General features: G+C 71.4%; 16 protein-coding genes. 6 read left to right on the forward strand and 10 right to left on the reverse strand.

The genetic code is table 11. The features are described 5' to 3' along the window. Position 1 precedes the first annotated feature (1 nt). The 4 genes from ACIBCJ_RS23800 to ACIBCJ_RS23815 are packed head-to-tail and all read right to left on the reverse strand — an operon-like array spanning position 2 to position 4,194. Positions 2–571, reverse strand: a complete 570-nt coding sequence (locus ACIBCJ_RS23800) for a GNAT family N-acetyltransferase (protein WP_365978353.1) — start codon at positions 569–571, stop codon at positions 2–4. Beyond that, positions 564–1,787 (reverse strand): type III PLP-dependent enzyme, encoded by a 1,224-nt coding sequence (locus tag ACIBCJ_RS23805; protein ID WP_365978354.1) that lies wholly within the window; start codon positions 1,785–1,787, stop codon positions 564–566. The genes ACIBCJ_RS23800 and ACIBCJ_RS23805 overlap by 8 nt, the downstream gene beginning before the upstream one ends. A gap of 23 nt (positions 1,788–1,810) precedes the next feature. Then, a complete protein-coding gene (locus ACIBCJ_RS23810) occupies positions 1,811–3,136 on the reverse strand; it encodes a DUF6271 family protein (protein ID WP_365978355.1) in 1,326 nt (441 codons plus the stop codon). Further along, positions 3,118–4,194, reverse strand: coding sequence for a YbiU family protein (locus tag ACIBCJ_RS23815; protein WP_365978356.1), 1,077 nt, complete (start codon positions 4,192–4,194; stop codon positions 3,118–3,120). Before ACIBCJ_RS23815 ends, ACIBCJ_RS23810 begins: the two co-directional genes overlap by 19 nt. 518 nt (positions 4,195–4,712) lie before the next feature. Here ACIBCJ_RS23815 and ACIBCJ_RS23820 point away from each other — a divergent pair. Beyond that, a complete protein-coding gene (locus tag ACIBCJ_RS23820; protein WP_362100990.1) occupies positions 4,713–6,242 on the forward strand; it encodes a glycoside hydrolase family 3 N-terminal domain-containing protein in 1,530 nt (509 codons plus the stop codon). 49 nt (positions 6,243–6,291) lie between these two features. Here the strand turns inward: ACIBCJ_RS23820 and hemE are convergent, their stop codons facing one another. Beyond that, on the reverse strand, positions 6,292–7,359 hold the full coding sequence (gene hemE, locus ACIBCJ_RS23825; RefSeq protein ID WP_362512336.1) for a uroporphyrinogen decarboxylase: 1,068 nt from the start codon (positions 7,357–7,359) through the stop codon (positions 6,292–6,294). Positions 7,360–7,554: 195 nt separating this feature from the next. Between hemE and ACIBCJ_RS23830 the strand changes: the two genes are divergently transcribed. The 5 genes from ACIBCJ_RS23830 to ACIBCJ_RS23850 all read left to right on the forward strand — a co-directional run bounded on the left by ACIBCJ_RS23830 (position 7,555) and on the right by ACIBCJ_RS23850 (position 14,617). Beyond that, entirely contained in the window at positions 7,555–8,241 is a 687-nt protein-coding gene (locus tag ACIBCJ_RS23830) for a DUF3000 domain-containing protein (protein WP_362100995.1), read from the forward strand. A 290-nt stretch (positions 8,242–8,531) separates the two neighbouring features. Then, a complete protein-coding gene (locus ACIBCJ_RS23835; protein WP_003972894.1) occupies positions 8,532–9,194 on the forward strand; it encodes a response regulator transcription factor in 663 nt (220 codons plus the stop codon). A gap of 256 nt (positions 9,195–9,450) precedes the next feature. Beyond that, positions 9,451–10,737, forward strand: coding sequence for a ribonuclease D (locus ACIBCJ_RS23840; protein ID WP_365978357.1), 1,287 nt, complete (start codon positions 9,451–9,453; stop codon positions 10,735–10,737). Positions 10,738–11,273: 536 nt separating this feature from the next. Then, positions 11,274–12,491, forward strand: coding sequence for an acetyl-CoA C-acyltransferase (locus tag ACIBCJ_RS23845; protein ID WP_362512334.1), 1,218 nt, complete (start codon positions 11,274–11,276; stop codon positions 12,489–12,491). Further along, complete coding sequence (locus tag ACIBCJ_RS23850) at positions 12,488–14,617, forward strand: 3-hydroxyacyl-CoA dehydrogenase NAD-binding domain-containing protein (protein ID WP_362101005.1); 2,130 nt, start codon at positions 12,488–12,490, stop codon at positions 14,615–14,617. Before ACIBCJ_RS23845 ends, ACIBCJ_RS23850 begins: the two co-directional genes overlap by 4 nt. 65 nt (positions 14,618–14,682) lie before the next feature. Here ACIBCJ_RS23850 and ACIBCJ_RS23855 read toward each other — a convergent pair whose 3' ends face one another. The 5 genes from ACIBCJ_RS23855 to ACIBCJ_RS23875 form a co-directional block, all read right to left on the reverse strand. Further along, positions 14,683–17,424 carry a CDP-glycerol glycerophosphotransferase family protein gene (locus ACIBCJ_RS23855; protein ID WP_362101009.1) on the reverse strand — a complete coding sequence of 914 codons (2,742 nt, stop codon included), beginning with the start codon at positions 17,422–17,424 and terminating at the stop codon, positions 14,683–14,685. Between the two features lie 50 nt (positions 17,425–17,474). Further along, positions 17,475–18,950, reverse strand: coding sequence for a glycosyltransferase (locus ACIBCJ_RS23860; RefSeq protein WP_365978358.1), 1,476 nt, complete (start codon positions 18,948–18,950; stop codon positions 17,475–17,477). A gap of 21 nt (positions 18,951–18,971) precedes the next feature. Next, positions 18,972–21,725, reverse strand: coding sequence for a glycosyltransferase (locus ACIBCJ_RS23865; RefSeq protein ID WP_365978359.1), 2,754 nt, complete (start codon positions 21,723–21,725; stop codon positions 18,972–18,974). Beyond that, complete coding sequence (locus ACIBCJ_RS23870; protein WP_365978360.1) at positions 21,722–23,422, reverse strand: stealth family protein; 1,701 nt, start codon at positions 23,420–23,422, stop codon at positions 21,722–21,724. The genes ACIBCJ_RS23865 and ACIBCJ_RS23870 overlap by 4 nt, the downstream gene beginning before the upstream one ends. Before the next feature lie 389 nt (positions 23,423–23,811). Beyond that, the gene (locus tag ACIBCJ_RS23875; protein WP_365978361.1) at positions 23,812–24,942 is read right to left on the reverse strand and encodes a hypothetical protein; all 1,131 of its coding nucleotides are present in this window, start codon (positions 24,940–24,942) and stop codon (positions 23,812–23,814) included. Between the last annotated feature and the right edge of the window lie 135 nt (positions 24,943–25,077).

Here is a 25,077-nt window from a genome sequence, read left to right on the forward strand (position 1 = left end):
ATCAGCTCACTTCGCGCAGGGTGGGGGCGGACGGGGAGAGGACGGTGGGGTCGGGAGTCCGCCGGGCGGCGGGCACCGGCCCGGACATGTAGACGGCGCCGCCGCCGTACTCACCGGCCGGCACCACCCCCGGCTCGGGCACGAAGCCGCGGGCCGACCAGAACCGCTCGGTGCCGCCCACGGCCACCAGGGAGATCCGCTCGTCGCCGCGTGCCCGGGCGGTGGCGGTGAGGTGGTGCAGGAGATGCCGGGCGAGCCCTCTGCGGCGCAGGTCCGGGGCGACGACGATGTCATGGAGGTGCAGGTTGCCCGGCGGGTGCCCGGCCGTCGCCTGCTCCGTGCCCGCCAGGTCCGGGTAGCGGCGCGGCGGGTAGGGCAGCGCGAGGACGTACCCGGCGGTGCGGGCGCCGACGTCCACGACGAAGCAGGTGTCCGGCGACACCGCGGCCCTGGACTGCAACGCGGCCCGGCCCTCCGACAGGCCGAGGCCGCCGTAGGCGTCCCGCTCCAGCTCCACGACCGCGTCCCAGTCCCCGTCGGCGAGGGGACGCACGCGCACGGCGTCAGTCATCGGCGCCAGTCCCCTCGGGGCCGGTCCCCTCGGGGCCGTCGGCCCAGGCGTACGGGAGCGGGGCGAAGCCGTTGAAGCCCAGGGTGGTGTAGCTGGTCGCGTAGGCGCCGCAGGACAGCACCCAGACCGGGTCGCCCGAGGCCAGCGCCTCGGGCACCGGGACCAGGCCCTCGTCGTGGGCGTAGGCGTCGTCGCTGTCGCAGGTGGGACCGGCGACGACGGCCGGGACACAGGGGCCGCCCGGGTGACCGGGGAAGACCAGCCGGTACTGGACGGCGTCCATCTCGTACAGCCCGTTGAACTTGCCGCAGCTCAGGTACAGCCAGTGCCGCCGTTCGCCGTCGGCCGTCCGGCGTTCGGTGAGGCGGGTGACGTGGGCGCGGATCGCGCCGTGGTCGGCGACGAGGTACCGGCCGGGTTCGACGACGAACTCCAGGGGACCGCCGTGGATCAGGCGCAGTTCGTCCATGCCCTCCCGGATCACCGCGAAGATCTTGTCCAGCGGTGGGTCGAGGGGGTTGCCGCGCCGGTCGCGGTAGCCGAGCGCCGGCAGGCCGCCGCCGAGGTTGACGTGGTCGACGCGGATGCCGCGCCGGCCGAGGCCGCGCAGGACCTCGCCCAGGTCCTCGACGGCGCCGTGCCAGGCCTCGCCCGTCATCTGCTGGGAGCCGACGTGCACGGACAGGCCCGCCGGCACCAGTCCCGCCTCCCAGGCCGCCGCCAGCACCCGGACGGCGTCGCCGGGCGGGCAGCCGAACTTGTGACTCAGGCCCCACACCGCCCCCGCCCCGCCCGTCGCCACCCGGCAGAACACCCGGGCGCCGGGGGCGTGGACGGCGAGGGCGGCCACGTCCTGGACGCTGTCGGTGGCGAAGGTGCGGACACCGAGCCGGTACGCCTCGGCGATGTCGCGGTCGGACTTGACGGTGTTGCCGTAGTGCACGCGTCCGGCCGGCACCCCGGCCCGCAGCGCCTGCTCGACCTCGCCGGGACTCGCCGCGTCGGCACCGGCGCCCCGGCGCGCCAGCGCGGCGAGGACCTCGTCGAGCGGACAGGCCTTCATCGCGAACCGCACCTGTACGCCGGGCAGTTCGTCGCGCAGCGTGTCATGGCTCCGTTCGATGCCGGCCAGGTCGTACACCAGCCGGTCCTCGGTGGCGCCGGCGAGGGCGGCGGCCAGGGGCGCGCTGAGGCCCGCGCCCGTCGCCGTTCCCACCGCGCTCACCGTGCCCGCCGCGCTCACCGGGGCCGTCCCGCGGCCGGGGCGGGGGCGGTGGCCTTGGCGGCGGCGACCATCCCCTCCCAGGCCTCGGTGAGCAGCGCGAAGTCCGTCATGTCGCCGCGTGCCTCGTCGAGCAGGCGCTCGCGGCGGCCGGCCAGGTGGTCGGCGACGTCGGCGTACTCGCCGCCGAGCCGGCGGTAGGCGGCGTCGAGGGCGTCGAGCCGGCGGACGTTCTCCGCGGTGTCGAGACCGGTGCTCTCCCGGGCCAGGGCGGCGACGGCGGCGGGGCGGGCCCGGCCGTGCTCGTCCAGCAGGGCGTCGCCCGCCTCGGCCATGCGGTCGTAGACGTGGTGGAAGTACAGCATCGAGAGCAGGAACTTGGCGAAGCGGGTCTGGTAGGCGAGGAAGCCGGGTCCCGTTCTGCGTTCCCCGGTGTAGTAGTTGACGATGTGCCGGTTGTGCAGCACACCCGGCAGCCGGGCGTCGTGCACGAGGTGGATGAGGAAGTAGTCGCTGCCGATGGTGTCCCGGGCGGGCGGCAGCGGGACGCGTTCACTCACCGTGGCGCCGTGGAAGGCGATGTTGCACATGTCCACGCGCATCGGGTCGACCACGGTCAGCAGGGCGTGGTCCCGCACGAAGGCGGCGGTGCCCGCACCCGTGAACGACTCCTCGACCAGCTCCCGCTTCCGTTCGGCCGGCCAGTGCTCGGGTGCCCAGAGGGAGACGACGTCCTGGTAGACACCGGGGTCGGCGTCCCGTATCCGGGCGATGTCCACGGACAGTTCGCCCACGAAGGACCCGCCCACCATGGCGACCCGCCGTGCGAGGAGCGGCTCCGGCAGGGCCGACTCGGTGACGTGGGGCACGGCGTCGGCGGCGGGCCGGCCGAGGGAGAGCAGCTCGTGGTGGACGGGGAAGACCGTACGGCCGGCCACGCGCTGGTAGCGGCTGTCGGAGTCCCTGCGGTGGACGGAGTCGCAGCCGAGCGCGGCCGCGATCAGGAAGGCGCGGTTGGTGCAGGCGCCGTAGGACAGTCCGTCGGGGAGCATGAGGTCGAGCAGCAGCTCGGGCTTGGCGCTGCCGGAGCCTTGCGTCACCCGGGTCAGGAAGGCGCGCTGAGCGGTCTCGTCGAGGTGGTGTGCCGTGATCCGGGGGTGGGCCGGCAGGCGCCGCAGCGCGTCGGCGTGGGCGGCCCGGTCCGGGGGCGGGCAGGAGTCGAGGACCACGAGGTGGACATCGATGTCGAAGTGGTCGGCGGCGTAGGCGGCTTCCGCGCCGAGGGCCGTGACGGTGTCCGGGCAGGGCCGGTCGGTGGGAAGGGTCAGGCAGATGCTGCGCATGCGGCGTCCCCGGTGGCCTCGTCGGTGTCGCCGCCGTCGGTGTCGGCGTGCCAGGAGCGCAGGCCCAGCAGCTTGGCGCCCAGGTCGGTCAGTTCGGCGGGTCCGTAGCGCTCGGACTCGTGCCGGTGGGCGTCGCCGAGCAGCGTGGCGTTCCAGTCGGGGGTGGCGAGGGTGCGCCAGGAGTCGACGCGGGAGTCGCGCAGGGTGCGGTGGGTCTCCAGCGCGGGCATCATCGACAGGTACTGGACCGCGCGCACGCCCTCGCCCGAGACGTTGGGCGCGACGCCGTGGGCCAGCAGTCCGTTCCAGATGAGCAGGTCGCCGGCCTCCAGGTCGGGCCGTTCGACGGGCATGTCCGCGCGGTCGATCGCGGGCCGGATCGGGTCGCGGTCGTCGGGCTGGAGGGCCTTCCAGCGGTCGAAGCGGCGGAACAGCTCGGGACAGCACTGGAAGCCGCCGTGGTCGGGCTTGGTGTCGTTGAGGGCGATGATGCCCTGCACGCGCTGCGGCAGGACGCCCTGGGAGGTGTCGACGTCCCAGTGCAGCTCGATGTCGAAGCCGCGGTCGGGCTTGTCGATGAGGGCGCGGTCGCGGTTGCCCACGTTGGGCGGGTTGAGGTTGAGCCGGTCCAGGGTGACCCACAGCTCCTCGCAGTCCCAGACGTCGACGAAGGCGTCGTACACGCGCTGCGTCTGGCGGCTGTCCCAGATGAGCTGGTGGTGGTACGCCTCGACGAAGCCGTAGATGTGCAGCTCGCGGTCGAGGTCGGAGCGGTACTCGCGCTCCTGGTACCAGGTGTCGGGGCGTTCGGGGTCGAGTCCCTGGAACTCCCAGGCGAAGTCGAGCAGTCGGCGTGCGGAGTCGGCGGGTATCGCCTCCTTCACGACGACGTAGCCGTACGTCTGCCAGTGGGCGAAGTCCTCCTCGGACAGCACCCGCAGCGGACGTGTCTTGCGGAGGTCGCGGAGCTGGGTGCGGGCCAGGTAGGTGTCGGCGTCCGCGCTGAAGTAGGGCAGGTCCGACGGGGCTCGGTGGAGGTAGGAATCGGGCGTCGCCATGTGGTGCTCCAGATCCTCGCCGTCGCCCCGTGCGGGCGACGGCGGTGTGCGCGACGGTGGTCGGCCGTCGCACATGAGGTCGGTGGTGGCAGCGGGGCCCGCTCGCCGGCACGGGGCGGAAGCGGGCGACGGGGGCGGCTCGGACGGACGGGGTGGTCCCGCTCGGGGAGGGCCCCGCTCAGGGGTCGCCCCGGTCCGCGCCCCCGTCCGGAGTGGTCGTCTCGTCCGGGGTGGTCGTCACGGAAGTCGTCGTACGGAAGTCGTCGCCGCGACGGCGGTCTGCGCAGTCCGGCCGCGGCTGGTGCCCGGCGCGGAAACTGGAGTCACAGGGACCCCTCGCCGAACATGCGCCTCACAATGGACTAGACCAAGGGAAGGTGTCAACACCCCTCCCGACGAGGTGAGTTGTTACTTCCGAGTTCGGCGAGAGGCACTCTTGACACGTCTGGTTACCCTGAACGCGCCCTCCTTGGTCCGTACCAAGAAGCGACCCTGAAAACGGCTGAAAGGCGCTGCCGATGTCCTCCAGCATGCCCGGCGGCGAGTTGCGCCGGCTCGCGCTCTCCGTCCTCCAACCGGGCTTCGTGGGCACCGAGGCTCCGGACTGGATCCTGCGCGACATCGGCGACGGACTGGCCTCCGTCGTGCTCTTCTCCCGCAACATCGTCTCCCCCGAGCAGGTCGCCCGGCTGACCGCCAGGCTCCGCGCCGAGAATCCCGACCTGATCGTCGCGATCGACGAGGAGGCGGGCGACGTCACCCGCATCGAGTCCGCGACCGGCTCGTCCCGGCCGGGCAACTTGGCGCTCGGCACCGTCGACGACACGGAGCTGACCGAGGCCGTCGCCGCCGATCTGGGCCGGCAGCTGCGCGCCGCCGGGGTCAGCCTCGACTACGCCCCGAGCGCGGACGTCAACTCCAACCCGGACAACCCGATCATCGGCGTGCGCTCCTTCGGCTCGGACCCCGACGTGGTCTCCCGGCACACCGCCGCCTGGATCCGCGGTCTCCAGTCGTCCGGCGTCGCCGCCTGCGCCAAGCACTTCCCCGGCCACGGGGACGTCGCCGTCGACTCCCACCACGACCTGCCGGCGTACCCGGCCGGACGGGACGAGATCGCCGCCCAGGCGCTGCCCCCGTTCCGGGCCGCGGTCGCGGCCGGCGTGCGCGCGGTCATGAGCGGCCACCTGCTGGTGCCCGCCTACGACCCCGACCTGCCGGCCACACTGAGCCGGCCCGTCCTCCAGGGCCTGCTCCGCGAGGAGTTGGGCTTCGACGGCCTCGTGGTCAGCGACGCCATCGAGATGGGCGCCGTCACCCGCCGGTACGGCATCGACGGCGCCACGGTGAAGGCCGTCGCCGCCGGCGTGGACGCCGTCTGCGTGGGCGGCGAGAGCGCCGACGAGGCCACCGTCGTGCGGCTGGTAGAGGCACTGGTCGCCGCGGTGAGGGGCGGGCGGCTGCCGCCGGAGCGACTGGCCGGGGCGGCGGACCGGGTACGGGAGTTCGCCCGCTGGTCGGCCGGGCTGCGGGCGGCGGGTGCCGCCGGGGAGGCGGCCGGGGACGGCATCGGGCACGTCGCCGCGCGCCGCGCCGTGCGGCTCACCGGCGCCGCGCGGGCCGCCCTGCCGCTGACCGCCGCGCCGCACGTGGTGGAGCTGGTCCCGGTGACCAACATGGCCGTCGGCAGTCAGACGCCCTGGGGCGTGGCCGGCCCGCTGCGCGAGCGGCTGCCGGGCACGACCTCCGTGCGGGTGCGCGGGCAGGAGCTGGAGGAGGGGTCGGTGGCGCTGGACAGCTGCGCCCTGGAACCGGCGGCGGGACGCCCGCTCGTGATCGTCGCCCGCGACGCGGCCCGGCACGCGTGGATGAGCCGCGCCGTGACCGGCCTGACCGCCGCCCGCCCGGACGCGATCGTCGTGGAGATGGGCCTGCCGGGCACCGTCACCGCGGCGGCGGCGCAGATCTTCACCCACGGCGCGAGCGCGGCCTCGGGGGTGGCCGCGGCCGAGGTCCTCACGGACGCGGCCGCGGGCCGGGCCGGGTGAGGCGAGCGGCCCACCGGGGTGGGCCGCGGCCTCGCGCGAGGTGCCCGGGTCAGCGCGCGGTCTGCGTGTGGACGTACTCCACGAGGCGGGTCAGGGCGTCCGGGTCGGTGGTCGGCAGGACGCCGTGACCGAGGTTGAAGACGTGGCCCTCCAGGCCCGCCGCCGCGTCCAGGACCTCGCGGGTCTTGACCTCGACCGCTTCCCGGCCGGCGAAGAGGACGGCCGGGTCCAGGTTGCCCTGGAGCGCCTTGCCGGGGCCGACGCGACGGGCCGCCTCGTCCAGCGGGACGCGCCAGTCGACGCCGACGACGTCCGCGCCGGCCTCGCCGAGGAGACCGAGCAGCTCGCCGGTGCCGACGCCGAAGTGGACGCGCGGCACGCCGTAGCCGGAGACGGCCTCGAAGACCTTGCGGGAGGCTGGCAGCACCGAGCGGCGGTAGTCGGCCGGGGACAGCGCGCCGACCCAGGAGTCGAAGAGCTGGACGGCGCTCGCGCCCGCCTCGATCTGCACCTTGAGGAAGGCCGCCGTGATGTCCGCGAGCCGGTCCAGGAGGTCGGCCCACAGCTGCGGGTCGCCGTACATGAGGGCCTTGGTGTGCTCGTGGTTGCGGGACGGGCCGCCCTCCACGAGGTAGCTCGCGAGGGTGAACGGCGCCCCCGCGAAACCGATCAGCGGGGTCGCGCCGAGCTCGCGGGTGAGCAGGCCGAAGGCCTCGGTGACGTAGGTGACGTCCTCGGGGGTGAGGTCCCGCAGCTGGGCCAGGTCCGCGCGGGTGCGGATCGGGTTGGCGATGACCGGGCCGACGCCGGGCTTGATGTCGAGGTCGATGCCGATGGCCTTGAGGGGGACCACGATGTCGCTAAAGTAGATTGCCGCGTCCACGCCGTGCCGGCGCACCGGCTGGAGGGTGATCTCGGCGACCAGTTCCGGCCGCATGCAGGACTCGAGCATCGGAATGCCCTCACGCGCCTTCAGGTATTCCGGCAGTGAGCGCCCGGCCTGCCGCATGAACCACACGGGGGTGTGCGGCACCGGCTCACGCCTGCACGCCTTGAGGAACGCGGAGTCGTACGTGGCGGTCGGCTGCTGGCCCGCGGGGCTCTGGTTGGCACTCACACCGGCAAGTCTCGCATGTCCCCCGGAGGCCGCCGGACCACGGGTGGGCGGCCCGCGGACGCGGCCCGGGCGGTTCGCTCGGTACGGGCGGGGCGGCTCCCGCACGCCCCCACGAGGCCGCGTGATCCGGACATCGCGCCCGCACGCGGGTGTCCCTCCCTGCGCCGGGCCGCCGTTCCGCTTAATGTTCCCCGCATGGCTGCGGCTCAGGGACGACTGTCGGACGGCGCTGGCGGAATGGACGACGCGAAGGGGACCGAGGAAGAGGCCCGGCACAAGGGGGGCGACGGGAGCACGGCTCCACCCGCCTTCACGGCCGCCGTGGAGGGGCTGCGCGCCGCGCGGCTGAGGCCGCAGATCGAGGTGGAGGCGACCCGCGCACCGCAGCGGCTCGCCCCGCACGCGTACGCGCTGGAGGCCGCGGTCGTCGACGGCGACGAGGACCTGGCGGACGGACGGCTGGTGCTGCTGCACGACCCGGCCGGGCACGACGCCTGGCACGGCACCTTCCGCCTGGTGACGCTGGTACGGGCCGAACTGGAACCGGAGATGGCGGCGGACCCGCTGCTGCCCGACGTGTGCTGGTCCTGGCTGACCGGCGCGCTCCAGGCGCGCGGGCTGTCGTACGGCGAGCCCAGCGGCACGGTCACGCGTGCGAGTTCCCACTACTTCGGGGGTCTCTCGGCCCGCCCGGCAGCCTCGCAGATCGAGATCCGGGCGTCCTGGACGCCGCGCGAGGGCCTGGGCGGCGTCCCGGACACCGCGGCGCACCTGTCCTCGTGGTGCGATCTGCTGGCCCAGGTCGCGGGCCTGCCGCCGGCGGCGCCGGGCGACGCGTCCATCGTGACGCTGCCGCAGCGGCGCGGCCCGCAGTCACGCTGACGCCTCAGGCGTCGTTCACCGTTCCGGGCAGCGGGTCCGCACGCCCGGAACGGGTTCCGTCACTTTGTCGACACGGCCACTTTCGGGCTCGTATCGACAAAGTGTGAAACCGTTCGATCTTCGAATGATCGACCGCGTGTCCGAATTGCTCGGATTGTTACTCACCAGATCGTGATCATTCTCTAAAGGCGGACGCGTTCGGTGCCGAAGACGACTGTGACCTTGAAAGCACGGTTCATCCCGGCTTCACCCCCATGAGCCGGCTCCGTCCCCGCACCCCAGGAGGCCTGGTGTCCGTTCTCCTCGAGCAGCCTGCAAGCCTGGTCGCCTACCGCCCGAACAAGCCGACCGCCATGGTGGTCGTGGCCGACCCGCGCGTCCGTTCCACCGTCACCCGCCACCTGTGGGCGCTCGGTGTGCGCGACGTCATCGAGGCCTCGTCCGTCGCGGAGGCTCGTCCCCGCATCGGCAACCCCCGCGACATCTGCGTCGCCGACGTCCACCTCCCCGACGGCTCGGGCCTGACCCTGCTGTCGGAGACCCGCGCGGCGGGGTGGCCCAACGGGCTCGCCCTGTCCGCGGCCGACGACATCGGCGCCGTGCGCAACGCCCTCGCCGGCGGCGTGAAGGGCTACGTCGTCACCGGTACCCGCACCAACGTCGGGCTCCCCACCCGGCCGGGCGCCGCTCCCATCGGCGCCGCCGCCGCCCGCCTGCACCGCCGCCCCCCGGGTGCCCCGAGCCACCCGGGCGGCTACCGCGAGCTCTCCGGCCGTGAGGTGGAGGTGCTGCGACTGGTCGCGGAGGGCCAGTCGAACAAGGCGATCGGCGTCTCGATGGGCCTGTCCGCCCTGACCGTCAAGAGCCACCTGGCCCGCATCGCGCGCAAGCTCGGCACGGGCGACCGCGCCGGAATGGTCGCGGTGGCCCTGCGCACGGGCATCATTCACTGACCGCCCCGACCCGCCCTCCCGCCCCGGACCTGTCCGGGCCGCACCGGCCTTCCGCTCCCCCGGCTCCCCCTTCGCCGCTCCTTCCGCTCCCTCCCCGCTGCTCCCCTCTCCCTCCCTCTCCCGCCCCTCAAGACCGTGCCGCGTCGCCGCTCGTGACGACGAGGTTTCACTGACCTGACTGGTTTACGACCCCCCGGCGCCCGCCGACGGAACGTTCCGTCGGCGGGCGCGGTCGATCCACCGATACCCTTGACAGGTGACCGACGCCCACGAAACCGCAGCAGACCGTTCACTGCGAACCACCGGAGGCGCCCCTCCGGACGACGCCGGATCTTCTGCGAGTCAGGCGCCGATCCCCTTGCTCGAACCTCGCGAGGGCATTCCGCCGGTGATCGCCGACGCGGACGCCCTCGCCGAGGTGATCGCCGCCTTCGCAGCCGGCAGCGGCCCCGTCGCCGTCGACGCCGAGCGCGCCTCGGGGTACCGCTACGGCCAGCGCGCCTACTTGGTGCAGCTGCGGCGCCACGGTGCGGGGACGGCCCTCATCGACCCGGTGGGCTGCCCCGACCTCTCCGCCCTCGGCGCGGCGATCGCCGACGCGGAGTGGGTGCTGCACGCGGCCACCCAGGACCTGCCGTGCCTGCGCGAAATAGGGATGGTGCCCACCCGCATCTTCGACACCGAGCTGGCCGGGCGGCTCGCCGGGTTCCCGCGCGTCGGTCTCGGCGCGATGGTGGAGAACGTCCTGGGCTTCGTCCTGGAGAAGGGCCACTCGGCCGTCGACTGGTCCACCCGCCCGCTGCCCGAGCCCTGGCTGCGCTACGCCGCGCTCGACGTCGAACTGCTGGTCGACCTGCGGGACGCCCTGGAGAAGGAGCTGGACCGGCAGGGCAAGCTGGAGTGGGCCCGGCAGGAGTTCGACGCGATCGCCTCGGCCCCGCCGCCCGAGCCACGCAAGGACCCCTGGCGCCGCACCTCCGGCATGCACAAGGTGCGCCGGCGCCGTCAGCTCGCGGTGGTGCGCGAGCTGTGGCAGACCCGTGACCGCATCGCGCAGCGCCGGGACGTCTCGCCCGGCAAGGTGCTCGGGGACGCGGCCATCGTCGAGGCGGCGCTCGCCCTGCCGGCCAACGCGCACGCGCTGGCCGCGCTGCACGGGTTCGGGCGGGTGAACCGCCGGCAGCTGGAGCAGTGGCAGGTGTCGGTGGACCGGGCCAGGGCGCTGTCCGAGTCGCAGCTGCCCCAGCCCGGCCAGCCGGTGACCGGCCCGCCGCCGCCGCGGGCCTGGGCCGACAAGGACCCGGTCGCCGCGGCCCGGCTGACCGCGGCACGCGCGGCGGTGACGGCGCTGGCCGAGCAGCTGAACATGCCCCAGGAGAACCTGATCACGCCGGACACGGTGCGCCGGGTCTGCTGGGAGCCGCCGGCGACGGTCGACACCGAGTCCGTGAGCGCGGCCCTCGCCGGGCACGGAGCCCGGCCCTGGCAGGTGGAGCAGGTGACACCGGTCCTGGTGGCGGCGCTGCGCGAGACGGCGCCGTAGCACGGGAACGGCGGGTTCCGGCCAGATCACGAGAGCGAGCGGTGCGGGCGGACGGTTGGACGGGCGGACGACCGGGGGTGAGCCGCGGTCGGCCCGGTGGCGGACGAGCGGGTCGGCTCGGCTACGCCCGGCCCGCCGGCTCGGCGGTGTGTGAGCGGCCGGCCGAAGCGCCGGACGGCACAGCGAACGACCGGCCGGCACGGCGGACGAACAGCCGGGCGTCATGGCGTACGACCGGTCGGACGGAACGACGGGCGACGGGCGACCGATCGACGCGCGACGGGCGACGGGCGACCGATCGCCCCACGCGACGGCGGCCGGTCCGGCGGGGCGAGCGGCGGCCGGTCCGGCGGGGTGACGGCGGCCGGTCCGGCGGGGTGGGCGGTGCTCCAGCGGTGTGACGGGCGGTGTGACCTTCGCCGCTCCGGCCGGGGGGACTGGGCAGCTACGTTACTCATAAGTAGCATGGGACTGAGCGCGCGCTCAGTGCATGCGTGCCGCAGCAGTGCCATCCCGCACCCTGGAGGAGAGCCATCGTGCCTCGTACCGTCAGGGACGTCGTCTTCGTCGACGGCGTCCGCACCCCGTTCGGCAAGGCGGGCCCGAAGGGCATCTACCACGAGACCCGCGCCGACGACCTGGTCGTGAAGGCGATCCGGGAGCTGCTGCGCCGCAACCCCGGTCTCGACCCCAAGAAGATCGACGAGGTCGCCGTCGCCGCGACCACGCAGATCGGTGACCAGGGCCTGACCATCGGCCGCACCGCCGGCATCCTGGCGGGCCTGCCGACCTCGGTCCCCGGCTACTCCATCGACCGCATGTGCGCGGGCGCCCTGACCGCCGTCACCTCGGTGGCCGGCTCGGTCGCCTTCGGCGCCTACGACGTCGCCATCGCCGGCGGCGTCGAGCACATGGGCCGCCACCCGATGGGCGAGGGCGTGGACCCGAACCCGCGGTTCGTCAGCGAGAAGCTGGTCGACGAGTCCGCCCTGTTCATGGGCATGACCGCGGAGAACCTGCACGACCGCTACCCGAGCATCACCAAGCGGCGCGCCGACGAGTACGCGGTGCGCTCGCAGGAGAAGGCCGCGAAGGCGTACGCCAACGGCCAGATCCAGGCCGACCTGGTGCCGGTCTCGGTGCGCCGCACCAACGAGGAGGCGGGCGAGACCGGCTGGGGCCTGGTCACCGCCGACGAGCCGATGCGCCCGGGCACCACGCTGGAGAACCTGGCGGGCCTGAAGACGCCGTTCCGCGTGCACGGCCGGGTCACCGCGGGCAACGCGGCCGGTCTGAACGACGGCGCGACCGCGTCGCTGATCGCGAGCGAGGACTTCGCCCGCGAGAACGGCCTCCCGGTCAAGATGCGCCTGGTCTCCTACTCCTTCGCGGGTGTCGAGCCCGAGGTCATGGGCTACGGCCCGATCCCGGCCACCGAGAAGGCCCTGGCCCAGGCCGGGCTGTCGATCTCCGACATCGGCCTGTTCGAGATCAACGAGGCCTTCGCCGTCCAGGTCCTCGCGTTCCTGGAGCACTACGGCATCGCCGACGACGACGCCCGCGTCAACCAGTACGGCGGCGCCATCGCCTTCGGCCACCCGCTGGCCTCCTCCGGCGTCCGTCTGATGACGCAGCTGGCCCGCCAGTTCGAGGAGCAGCCGCACGTCCGCTACGGCCTGACCACCATGTGCGTCGGCTTCGGCATGGGCGCGACGGTCATCTGGGAAAACCCGCACTTCGAGGGGGACAAGTGAGCACCACCGCAGAGCTGCTGAAGGGGGCGGCCGAGCTGTTCCCCGGCGAGGTCGTCACGAGCGCGCACGTACGCCACTTCGACCTGCCCCTGGGCGTCGGGCGCTTCGCGCTCATCACCCTGGACAACGGTCACGACCACACCAAGCCGACCACGCTCGGCCCGCAGTCGCTGGCGAACATCGACGCCGCGATCGACCAGGTCGAGAAGGAGGCCGCGGACGGCGACATCGTCGGCGTCGGCGTCACCGGCAAGCCGTTCATCTTCGCGGTCGGCGCCGACCTCAAGGGCGTCGAGCTGCTGAAGCGGCACGAGGACGCGCTGGCCATCGGCAAGGGCGGCCACGACGTCCTCAAGCGCCTGGCGAACCTGGCCGTGCCGTCCTTCGCTTACTACAACGGCGCCTCGATGGGCGGCGGCGTGGAGATCGGCCTGCACTGCACCTACCGCACGGTGTCGGCGGCCCTCCCGGCGTTCTCCCTCCCCGAGGTCTTCCTCGGCCTGGTCCCCGGCTGGGGCGGCTGCACGCTGCTGCCGAACCTGATCGGCGCGGAGAAGGCCGTCTCGGTGATCATCGAGAACAGCCTGAACCAGAACAAGCAGCTCAAGGGCGCGCAGGTCTACGAACTCGGCATCGCGGACGCGATCTTCGAGGGCGCCGACTTCCTGGAGCAGTCGCTGATCTGGACGGCGTCCGTCCTCAAGGGCGAGATCGCCGTCGAGCGCCCGGCGATCGACCGCGGCGAGGCCTGGGACCAGGCCGTCGCGAAGGGCCGCTTCGTCGCCGACGGCAAGGTGCACGGCGCCGCCCCGGCCGCCTACCGCGCCCTGGACATCATCGCCGCCGCCAAGAACGGCGACCTCCAGCAGGGCTTCGACGCCGAGGACCAGGCCCTCGCCGACCTGATCATGGGTGGCGAACTGCGCTCCGGTATCTACGCCTTCAACCTGGTGCAGAAGCGCGGCAAGCGCCCCGCCGGTGCCCCGGACAAGTCGCTGGCCCGCCCGGTCACCAAGGTGGGCGTCGTCGGCGCCGGCCTGATGGCCTCCCAGCTCGCGCTGCTCTTCCTGCGCCGCCTGGAGGTGCCGGTCGTCCTCACGGACATCGACCAGGAGCGCGTCGACAAGGGCGTGGGCTACGTCCACGCCGAGATCGACAAGCTGCTCGCCAAGGGCCGGGTCAACCAGGACAAGGCGAACCGGCTGAAGGCCCTCGTCTCCGGTGTCCTGGACAAGGCCGAGGGCTTCGCGGACGCCGACTTCGTCATCGAGGCCGTCTTCGAGGAGATGGGCGTCAAGCAGAAGGTCTTCGCGGAGGTCGAGGCCGTCGCCCCGGCGCACGCGATCCTCGCGACGAACACCTCCTCCCTCTCGGTCTCGGAGATGGCGTCGAAGCTGAAGCACCCCGAGCGGGTCGTCGGCTTCCACTTCTTCAACCCGGTCGCGATCCTGCCGCTGCTGGAGATCGTCCGCGGCGAGCAGACCGACGAGGCCTCGCTGGCCACGGCGTTCGGCGTCGCCAAGAAGCTGAAGAAGACCGCGGTCCTGGTCAAGGACGCCCCGGCGTTCGTGGTCAACCGCATCCTGACCCGCTTCATGGGCGAGATCCAGAACGTCATCGACGAGGGCACCCCGGTCGAGGTGGCGGAGAAGGCGGTCGAGCCCCTCGGCCTGCCGATGTCGCCCCTGGTCCTCCTCGAACTGGTCGGCCCGGCCATCGGCCTGCACGTCTCGGAGACCCTCAACCGGTCCTTCCCCGAGCGCTTCACGGTCTCCCCGAACCTCAAGGCGGTCGTCGAGGCGGGCAAGCGCGGCTTCTACGTCTACGACAGCGGCAAGCCCGAGCTGGACCCGGAGGTCGCCGCCCTCCTCAAGCAGGGCGACTCCGTCCTGGCCGAGGAGCAGGTCCGCGACCGCGTCCTGGACGCGGTGGCCCAGGAGATCGGCCTGATGCTCGACGAGGGCGTCGTCGCCGAGGCCCAGGACATCGACCTCTGCCTGATCACCGGCGCCGGCTGGCCCTTCCACCTGGGCGGCATCACGCCGTACCTGGACCGCGAGGGCGTCTCGGAGCGGGTGAACGGGAAGCGGTTCCTGGAGGCGGGGGTGGCGTCGGTTCCGGCGTAGCTCCTTCCGCAGTGCTGAAGGGCCCCCGCCCGAGGCGGGGGCCCTTTCGCATGCCGTGGACCGTCCTACGCCTGCTGCGCGGCGAGCTCCGCGATCGCGGCCGTGGCACGGGCGCAGTTGTCGCGGTCCTCGAAGGCGAAGAAGGCACGCGCCCGGTAGTCGTACTCCGGCTCGCGGACACAGCCGTTGCCGAGATAGCGGATCACTTCGGTCACCACTTCCTCGACGTTGCCGCACACCGGCCCGAACCCGTCGTACGCGGCTTCGAAGTATCCCTTCCTGGCGTGCTTGGCCCAGTACTCGTCGGGGTCGAACCGCGCGTAGACGAGCGGGGTGCCGAGGTAGGCCATGTCGAAGTGGACCGAGGACCAGTCGGTGATGAACAGGTCGCACTGGCGCAGGGCCGTCTGGACGCTGACCTTCGTCTGGTCCAGGCGCTGCACCCGGGGATGGTCCGGTACCACTCCGTCGACCATGTTCCGCATCTCGTAGTGCGGAAGGAAGTCGAGCACGTAGTCGTAGTGCTCCAGCGCCTCCAGCAGTTTCGGGTGGCGCAGCAGCTGCACCATGAACTCCCGGTAGGTCGACTCCCGGAAGATCTCGTCCACCGCGTCCCGGTCGGCACCGTCCTGCTGGAGGTAGGAGGGGATCGTCAGGTACTTGCGCCAGGTGGGCATCAGCAGGACGCGCCGCCGGCCGCGGTCCGGCTGCAGAGCGTCGAAGCGCGGAAAGCCCAGCGCCCTGGCCTGGTCGCCGTAGTGCATGTGCTCGGAGAAGTACTGGGCCTCCCGGTCACTGGTCGCGAACACCAGGTCCACGCCGGTCCGGTTGCGGTGCAGTGCCTTGCTGCCGTCCTCGTCGGTGACCCCGTGCTGGAGGAAGACCCGCCGGGCGCCGATGCGCCAGTTCAGATGCTTGAGGTACTTCGTGCGGTCCCAGCCGTCGGGGAGCATGTACGAGTCGATGTCGTAGGCGTTGACGAGCAGGGACGCGTGCAGCATGAGCAGCTTGTGCTTCCAGGAGCTGTGCGCCACCACGTTGCCGAGGCGCTTCAGTTTGGCGTGGTCCGCGCTGCCCTTCTCGATGACGTAGTACGCCTTGCGGCGACGCTCGTGCCGGCGCAGATAGGTGAACAGGTGCAGGCTGTTGTCCTGTGCGGTGTCCCTGCGCTCGCCGATCAGCCAGATCTCCTTGTGGCGGAAGAAGCGGAGCGTGGCCCGTCTGATGGCGCGGGCGCGCCAGAAGGGCGCCTTGCGCTTCTTCTGGTCCCGGTCCAGGCCCTCCAGGAACTCCTCGAAGTCCTTGTCACCGTCCCGGCCCTCCGCTTCCCGGACGACCAGCACGGCGTTGTCCTTGCCCTTCGACTGCGGAAGGATCCAGCGGTCCGCGACCTTCATGGGACGGGCACCGCGCAACATGGCCGTGGTGGTCATGCACGGTCGCGAGACGTCTCGGCCGGTGGTGCAGAACACCAGTTTCAGCGGGAACTCGCCGTCCTTGAGGGCACCAGCCGGCACGACCGCCTCGAACCCGCCCCAGGCGAGGTCGTCACGGGTGGCGAGCAGGTCACTGCGCCAGACCTGCTTCGCGGGAACCATCTGCCCGCTCTTCTCCACCCACAGTTGCAGCCGGTTGCGCATGGGCCGGCCCATGGGAAGGCCGTTGAGGACGAACCGGCCGGCGACGAGCACACCACCGGTTTCCTGGTCCGCCTGGATGCGTTCCACGTGCACGCTGGTGGAGGAGATCTTGGTCAGCGGAAGCAGCGCGCTCGGCACCGCGATGTCGAGGTAGAGGTCCCCGCCGCGTCCGTACACGCCGTTGACTGCCTGGTCCGGGCGGGCGAAGAGCTCGTACCAGTTCATGTACATCGCGAGGAACGGGACTCGGTGGCGGGCGTCGTGGGTGGAGCCGATGACCGCGTCGGGTGTCACCAGGGTGTAGACCGCGCGGGCGCGCTGGAAGAGCTGGAACAGCTCGTCCTCGGGCAGCACCTGCGGCGCGCGCAGGGCGAAACCCTGGTAGCTGCGCACCAGGAACCGGTTGAGGACCTCCTGGCGGTGCCCGGAAAGGCGGGAGCGGAAGCTCATCAGGTACTCCTCCAGCAGGAGGTGGTCCCAGTAGTTGGCCGTGCGCTCCCACAGCTTGTCCATCGTGGAGTCCTCGGCCGCGCGCTTGCGGTACTTGTAGACCGTGTGCGGCACCATCGCTATGCGGTCCGCGAGCAGCATGGCGGGGACGGAGAAGAAGGCGTCCTCGAAATGCACGCCCTCGCGGAAGCGGATGTTGTTGGCGCGGACGAACTCGAGGTCGAAGAGCTTGTGGCAGGCGCTTCCGCCGTGGATCATCTCCGGGATGTTCTCGATTCCGGGGTGCACCTGAACCTGCTTGCCGAAGTAGCGCAGCCAGGGCCAGCCGGTCTCCTCCGGGAACGTCTCCATGCGCCCGATGGTGAGCGGCACCCGCTCCTTGACCGCGGTCCGCCACATGTTCTCCAGGGCGTCGTCCGGCAGTACGTCGTCGGAGTCGCAGAACGTGATGTAGCGCGCGCTGACCAGGTCCATGCCCGCGTTCCTGGCGCCGCCGGCCTTCCCCTCCGCGTGCACGAACGCCCACACGTTGGGATGCCGCGCGGCGAACTCCGCGGCGATCGCGGCCGAGCTGTCGCTGCTGCCGTTGTCGACCAGCACCACCTGGCAGCGGTCGAAGATCGTCTGGCGGGCCAGCGAGTCCAGGCACTCCGGGAGATATCTCTCCACGTTGAAGATGGGGACGACGACGGCGACGGCGTAGAGGGGATCGAACACGAAAGACTCCTGATTTCTGCTGCATACCCCATTTCTGGAGCTGACGTTGCTCAGTGGTGACCGGACTCGACGACCAGTTGGGCGCTGCCGCCTTCGGCGGTGATCCGCGCGAGGCCGTGGAATCCGTTGACGGGCGGGTGCTGGGCCAGGGCCGGGGAGACGGTGCAGGGGCGCGAGACGTCCCGGCCGCGGGTGCACACCACCAGCCTTACGGGGAAGGCGCCGGCAGGAAACTGCCGGGGGTCGACGGCGACGCTGAAGAGGGCCCCCGCCTGGTCGGGCCGGTCGTGCGACGGCCCGTGGTTCACCGCCGGAAGCGTCTTGCCGCTGCGCTCGAACCAGACCTGCAGTTCCAGCTTGGCCAGCAGTTCGTCGGGAATTCCGTTGACCGAGAAGCGGCCGTGGATCAGCGCGGTACCACCGTCTCCCGCGGAGAGGCCCTCGATGCTGGCCGGGACGGACGTGACCTTCGTGAGCGGCAGCCCCCAGGACGTGCCCGGGTAGTCGACGTAGAGGTCCCCTTCTCGGCCGAAGACCGGGCCGAGGACGGCGGCCGGACGGTAGAAGAGGTCGAAGTCCCCGTAGTGCAGGGCGAGGTAGGGCAGCCGGTGCCGGGTGTCGTTCGTGCTGCGGGCGAACTGCTCGGAGGTGATGCCCCAGTAGAGCGCGCGGCAGCGCTCGAAGAGCTGGCGGCAGTCGGCTTCACCGAAGACGCGGGGCGCCCTCAGCAGGAATCCCTGCATGCTGCGCACGAGGAACCGTTCCAGCGTTTCCTGTTCGTACGGTGTGAGCGTCTGGCGCATGGCCGCGAGGTACTCCAGCATCACCAGCTGGTCGGCGTAGTTCTGCGGGAGGTCCCAGATGGTGTCCATGACGGAGGTGCCGTCACCGCGCCTGCGGTACTCGTAGACGGGGGCGTCGACCAGTGCGATGCGCTCCGACAGCAGCAGCGCGGGCACGGAGACGTAGGCGTCCTCGAAGGCGGTGCCGGCACCGAACCGGATGCCCCGGGAGCGCAGCAGGTCGAGGTCGAAGATCTTGTTCCAGCAGGACGCCGAGTGGATCAGGTCAGGAAGGTCGACGACACTGCTCACCGTTTTGACGTTCTTGCCGAAGTACGTGTGCCACGGCGCTTTGACCGGCTTCGGAACGTGCTTCTCACGGCCCACGACGACCGTGGCCCGGGTTTTGACGATGGTGTTCCGGAGCACTTCCAGTGACCGCTCGGGCACGATGTCGTCCGCGTCCCAGAAGATGATGTACGGCGTGGTGGCCATGTCCATGCCCATGTTGCGCGCGTCACCGGCCCGGCCCTCGGGCTGGGCGACCAGGTCGACATTCGGGTGCCGGGCCGCGAACTCGCTCGCGATCGCCACCGACTGGTCACTGCTGCCGTTGTCGACGAGGATCACATGAGCATGTGCCAGAGCCGTCTGCGCGGCCACCGAATCCAGGAACTCGGCGAAATAGTTCTGGACGTCGCGGAACGGCACGACGACTGTCACGTCACGGTTGGCTTGGGACATACTTCCTCCTGGAACACCACATCAATGATTCGCCCCCCGAACCAGGCGATCGATCGCTTCCGAAGCCCTCACGTTGTTCTGCTGGTCCCGGTACTCGAAGAACCTCTCCGCCCGGCGCTGGTACTCGGGTTCCCTCGCGCAGCCTCCCCGCAGATAGCGGACCACTTCGGCGACGACCTCTTCGGCCGACTCGCGGACCGGCCCGAATCCGTCACGGCGGGCGTCGAAGTAGCCCTTCTGGTAGTGCCCGTCCCAGTACTCGTCGGCGTCGAACTGCGCGTAGACCAGAGGAGTCCCGAGGTACGCGATGTCGAAGGCGGTGGACGACCAGTCCGTGATGAACAGGTCGCAGCGCCGCATGGCCTCCTGCACACTGACCTGGTTCTGGTCGATGACCCGGATGCGCTTCCGGTCCGGCACCATCTCCCCGACCATCGCGCGCATCTCGTAGTGCGGCAGGAATTCCAGCGTGTAGTCGTACCGGTCCAGGGCGGCGGCAAGAGCCGGGTCGTTCAGGAAGCGGACCATGAATTCCTGGTAGCTGGAGGCGAGGAACCGGTCACGTGCCGCCCGTCGCGCCTCTCGGTCCTTGCCGTCACGGCTGTACGAGGCGACGGTCAGGTAGGCGCGCCACGTCGGCATGAACAGGATGGTGCGCCCGCCCCTGGCGGGGGTGAGGGCGTCGAAGCGGGGAAACCCGGCGACCGCCACCTGCCCCTCGTAGCCGAGTTCCTCAGCCAGGAACCGCCCCTCGTCCCTGCTCACGGCGAGGATGAGGTCGACGCCCGTGCGGTTGCGGTGCAGGCCCTTGCTGACGTCCTTGTCCGTCACGCCGTGCTGCAGGAAGACACGGCGAGCGCCCACGCGCCAGTCCAGGTGCTTGAGGTAGCGGGTCCGGTCCCAGCCGTCGGGCAGCATGTAGGTGTCGATGTCGTAGGCGTTGACCAGTGCCGACGCGTGCAGCATCAGCAGCTTGTGCTTCCAGGAGCTGTGCGCCACGACGTGCCCGAGCCCCGCGAGGTGGGCCCGGTCCGGGCTTCCTGACCGGATGACGTAGTACACGCCGCGCCGCTTCCCGGCCGTGCGCAGGTGCCGGAACAGGTGCCAGCCGTTGTCCTGCGCGGTGTCGCCCCGCTCGCCGATCAGCCAGAGGTCCCGCCCCAGAAGCAGCGGTGCCAGCGGTCGGGTCAGCAGCCGGATCAGCCGCTGCTTCCAGAACGGCCGACGGCGCAGTACGTGCTTGGCGTCCTTGGCGACGAGGCCGTTCAGCACGGTGCGCCTGCCGGGCCTGCGCGCCGGTCCGAGGACCATCAGTACCGCCCGGTTCTTCCCTTTCCAGTGCGGTACCACCCGGGTCCCGCCGTGCCCGACGACGCGCGCCCCACGCAGATATCCCGCGGCGACCAGGCACGGTGTGATCGCCTGACCGCCCTCGGCGTCGACGACGAACTCGAGGTCGTGCACACCCTGCCGCAGCGCGTCGAGGGGCAGGTCGGCGGTGAAGCCGCCCCACTCCGTGTCGGGCCGGGTGTTCTTCATGTCGCGCCGGCGGACCTGCGTGGCGGGGACGCTGAGGCGGCTTCCGCGCACACGCAGGCTCAGATGCCCGTCCAACGGTCGGAACATGGGCATGCCGCCCACCTCGAACCGTCCCGCAAGCCGCAGCGTGCCGGTCCCCGGCACCTTGCGTACGTGTTCCAGGCGGGCGGTGAACGGCGTGGCCCGGGCCAACGGGGACAGCCCGCCGGGAAGGTCGCCGAAGAGGTACGGAACGCCGTCGCGCACGGAGAGCTTGTGCACGCTGGCGGCCCGGTCGGCGAAGAGGCCGAAGTCGCCGGTGAGGAAGGCCAGGTAGGCCACCCGGTGGCGCGTGTCGGCGGTGGCCCTGACGACCAGGTCGGGGTCGACGTCCCGGTAGACGGCGCGGCAGCGGGAGTAGATGTCCTCCAGTTCGGCGCCCTGGAATAGCTCGGGTGCCCGCAGCGCGAAGCCCTGGTAGCTCCGCACCAGGAAGAGGTCGAGCACGGCCCGCGGGAGGTCCGGGAGCCCCGCGCGCATGCGATGCAGGTACTCCACCAACTGGAGGTGGTCCCAGTAGTTCTGCCGCCGCGTCCAGATGGCGTCCATGGTCGAGTTGCCCGCGGCGCGCTTGCGGTACTGGTAGACGCACTGGTCGACCAGGGCGAGGCGGGTGGCCAGGACGAGCGCGGCGACGCCGACGTAGGCGTCCTCGAAGTGGACGCCCTCCGCGAAGCGGATGCCGTGGGAGCGCAGGTACGCGACGTCGAAGAGTTTGTTGCAGGCGCTCGCACTGTGCACCAGCTCGGGCATCTCCGCGACGCTGGCGAAAGTCCGGTCGCCGTGTCCGAAGTATCCCTTCCAGGCCCAGTTGGTCGGTTTGGGGAACGTCTCCATCATGCCGACCACGACCTGGGCGCCGGTCCTCTCGGCCGCGTCGAGCATGCGCTCCAGAGCGGTGGGCGGCAGTACGTCGTCGGAGTCGCAGAAGGTGATGCGGCCACCGGTCGCCCGGTCCATCCCGAGGTTGCGGGCCGCCCCGGCGCCCCCGCCGCGGCGCACCAGCACCGTGGTGTTCACGTGCCGGCGGGCGAACTCGGCGCAGATCCGGTAGGAGCCGTCGGTGCTTCCGTTGTCGACGAGCAGGACCTCGCAGCGCTCGAACGCCGTTTGCGCCGCGATGGACTCCAGGCACTCCTGGAGGTACTGCTCCACGTTGTACACCGGCACGACCAGCGTGACGTCATAGGCGTTCATGCGTGGACGGACTCGCTCGCAGGCTCGATGGCCTCCTGGTGGCGGTCCGCGACTTCGTAGGGACTGGGCACCGGGAAATACGCTTCGAGGAAACGATTCAGCATGATCCTTTGCGCGTCCGGGTCAGCCACTTCCACCGTGTCGTTGAGGCAGAAGGTGTCCATGTTCCGGTTGGCCAGGAGCGTATTGAGACGCCGCTCGGCCAGATCTGCCGAGAGGTCGATGTACCGGTACTGGATCTCGCCCACCGTGGCCCGTGCCGAGTGGTACGCGAAGTAGTGGTGCAGCGACGAGGCGATCGGCACGTCATCGGGCGAACGGAAGCGTGAGTGCTGGGTGGACGCGTGCTCCTGGCCGAACGTCTCCTCGATCTCCTGCAGCACACTTCTGCGCAGCGCGTGCGGAGTGTGCTTCATCTTCTGGGAAATGGCGGTACCGAATTTCTGCGCGATGAGCCATCGGCTGTTCTTGCCCGCGGCATTGACCGGGAGGTCGTCCGGAGACGCGGGACCACCCGGGATCAGCGCGGGCGAGGTGAAGAACTTGGTGATGCCGTTCGGGTGGAAGAAGTGCGCGGGCGTGACCGGCCGGCCGAAGAACACGTCGTCGTTGAGGTAGAGGAAGCACTCCGAGAGCCCGTCGATGTGGTGCAGCTGGCTCTCGATGGCGTGGGAGTTGAACGTGGGCAGCGCGTCCGGCTCGGAGAAGATCTCCCGGTGGTCCACCACTCGGAGGTTGGCGTGCCGCCGCTGCAGCCAGGACGGCACCTGTCCCGCTGTCACGAGATAGACGTTCCGCACCCAGGGGGCGTTCTGGTGGAGCGACCGCAGTGAGTAGCGCAGTTCGTCACGGCTGGTGAAGCGGGAGTCGTTCGCCGCCTGCTCGTGCAGCCCGTCCTCGGCGAAACCCCGGCGGGCGTTGTCGCGGGACGCCCGCCAGGCCGGGTCGGAGTCGTCCACCCACGTGTAGACGACGTCGATGGGGAACTGGTGGTCCTCGGGGAGCGGTACGGCGAACTCGGCCAGCGTCCGCGCCTCCCCCGTACGGTAGGCGGGAGGTATGGGGCTGAACAGACTCTGCGGGGCCGACTTGCGCGCGGCCCCCGCCGGCACCGCGTCGATGACCCGGTTGGGACGCGGAGCGCGCAGTTCCCCGTCCCGCTCCGTCCACATCTCGATGTCACAGCCGCTGGCCGCGCCGAAGACCAGCTGCTGGGTGGGGTCGCACACGTACCAGGCGACACGCAGCACCTTGTGATTGCGCAGCTGGCGCCAGGACCGCTCCTCGTCACCGGGCTCCATGCGGGCCTCGTCGCCCCCGGCCGGACCCACGTACCCCGGGGCCTGCGCGAAGGCCAGCTGGAGCATCTCCTCCACGAGAGCGCGGGACGCGGCGGGAACGGCGACGGCGGGCAGGCCGCTGTTCGTGCCCCGCACGCAGAAGTAGTCGATGCCCGCCGACTCCAGGACGGAGACCACCAGGTTGAGGTTGCGGGCGCGGGCCGCCCAGTCCGTAGCCCCCTCGACCAGCAGCGCACGCATGTGGCGGCGGCCGACGCGGACGACTCGCCGACTGTGCGCGGGACTGTGCCGGGGGGCATTGCGCTTGCCTCCCATCGCCCAGACCACCGCGGCCGAGCGCATGGAGTCGGCGGCGGTGAGGGAGGTCTTCACCGCCTTGCGGACCGGGGTCGGCACCCCCCGGACGATGCGCCGCCTCGCACCGGTCGGAACCGCGGACCGGTACGCCGAAATCAGCGCTCCGGCTTCAGGGTTGTCCGAGCCACCCACGCGGCATCCACCATCCGTACCCGGCAGCTCCGCCGTCCGAGGGCACCCGCACCTCGCTGTGAGGGGCCCTGAACCGTGAGAAGCATGCGTTTCCAGACACGGGGGCCCATCACCCCCGATTGCACTGCGATCACCGCACACCGGCAATCCATCAAACTTTCACATAATGGTTTCTTAAAAGTCCAGATCAATACAGCTGACGGACAGCTTCCGGTGCGTGACGATCACCACATGCAACGGATACAACCATTTAAGTGCCTGGACTTTCGGCACGGCCTGTTGTAGGAGACGTGCTGTCAGTCGCCCGAGAGACGGTCCCAGTCGGCGAGAGTGAGACCGGGCTCCGGCCGTTGCCTGTTCACCAGGACGGCGCCGTCCGCCGCGACCATCGCCATGACGATCCGGCCGTGTCCGTCCAGTGCCAGCGCAGGGGTGCCGGTGCAGGCCAGTCCGGTGTCGGTCCACCACAGACCACCGGACTCCGCGCCGGTCCCGCAGACCCCGAACACGGCTGTCCCCGTACGCCCCCGGTGGGCCAGGATCGTGCAGTCGTAGCCGTCGACGGCGGCACGGAGCGTGGCGTGAGGCCCCTCTCCCGGGGCTCCGCCCGCCGGAAAGGCCCACTCACCAGGACGCTGCGCGTAGACGCCCGTCCCGCTCTGCTCGGACCAGTACGCGGTGAACACCCCGGGCGCGGTCTCCAGGAGGGCGGCGGAGCCGGGTACGGGAGCCGGCGTGAGGTCCTGCGCCCGGCGCATGTCGGCCCCGGGTTCCGTCTGCACCCAGCGCATGACCGAGCGGTGTCCCGGTGCGAGGAGCTCGACCAGGCCCGCAGAGTTCGCCGAGGCACTCAGCCCGCCCGCGACCGCGCCACCGCGCAGGTCCTTCCACGCCTCCCACGCCCCGCTCCTGGCCTCACGTCGCAGCATGACGCCGCCGGGGCCTCCGGAGACGAAGACATGCACCGTGCCCTGGCCGTCGACGGCGGCGGTCGGCGCACCGAGGGTCACCGCCTCACCCGCGCCCCGGTACGGGTTGCCGAGTGAACGCCAGTCCCCCAGCGTCCGCCCCGACTGGTACTGCACGGCGTAGAGCAGATCGACCTTCGGCCCCTCCCCGCCCGTCCGCCTCTCCCGCCGCCCGAGGAAGTGCGCGTAGCGGTTGGCCCCCTGGGCCACGGCGAGATCGGTCAGGCCTTCGGCGGGAAAGAAGTCCGGCCCGCCCCAGCGGCCGGTGCCGACCGCGGTCTCCGTCCAGCGGCGGACCCCACCGGGGGCAAGCGCGTACACGGTGAGGCGGTCATCGTGTCCGCGCAGCAGCCAGGCACCCGTGGCCGCCGCCGTCACGGACGCGCGCGCGGGCTGCACCTCGGCCGCGACACGGGATCGGGACCCCCGGTCCACCGCCTGCGCACCTCTGCCGCGCATGGGCGCCGCCCCTTCCTACGCCATGCCTGGTGTCCACAGATGACTCCAGAATTCGCCACATCATACGCACACCCGAACAGGTGTCCCAGTGGTGCGGCGGTGGCCCGTCGGCCTCGTACGACTGCTGCGGCAACG

Source organism: Streptomyces sp. NPDC051136, assembly GCF_044455745.1.
In the GTDB taxonomy this organism is placed as follows: domain Bacteria; phylum Actinomycetota; class Actinomycetes; order Streptomycetales; family Streptomycetaceae; genus Streptomyces.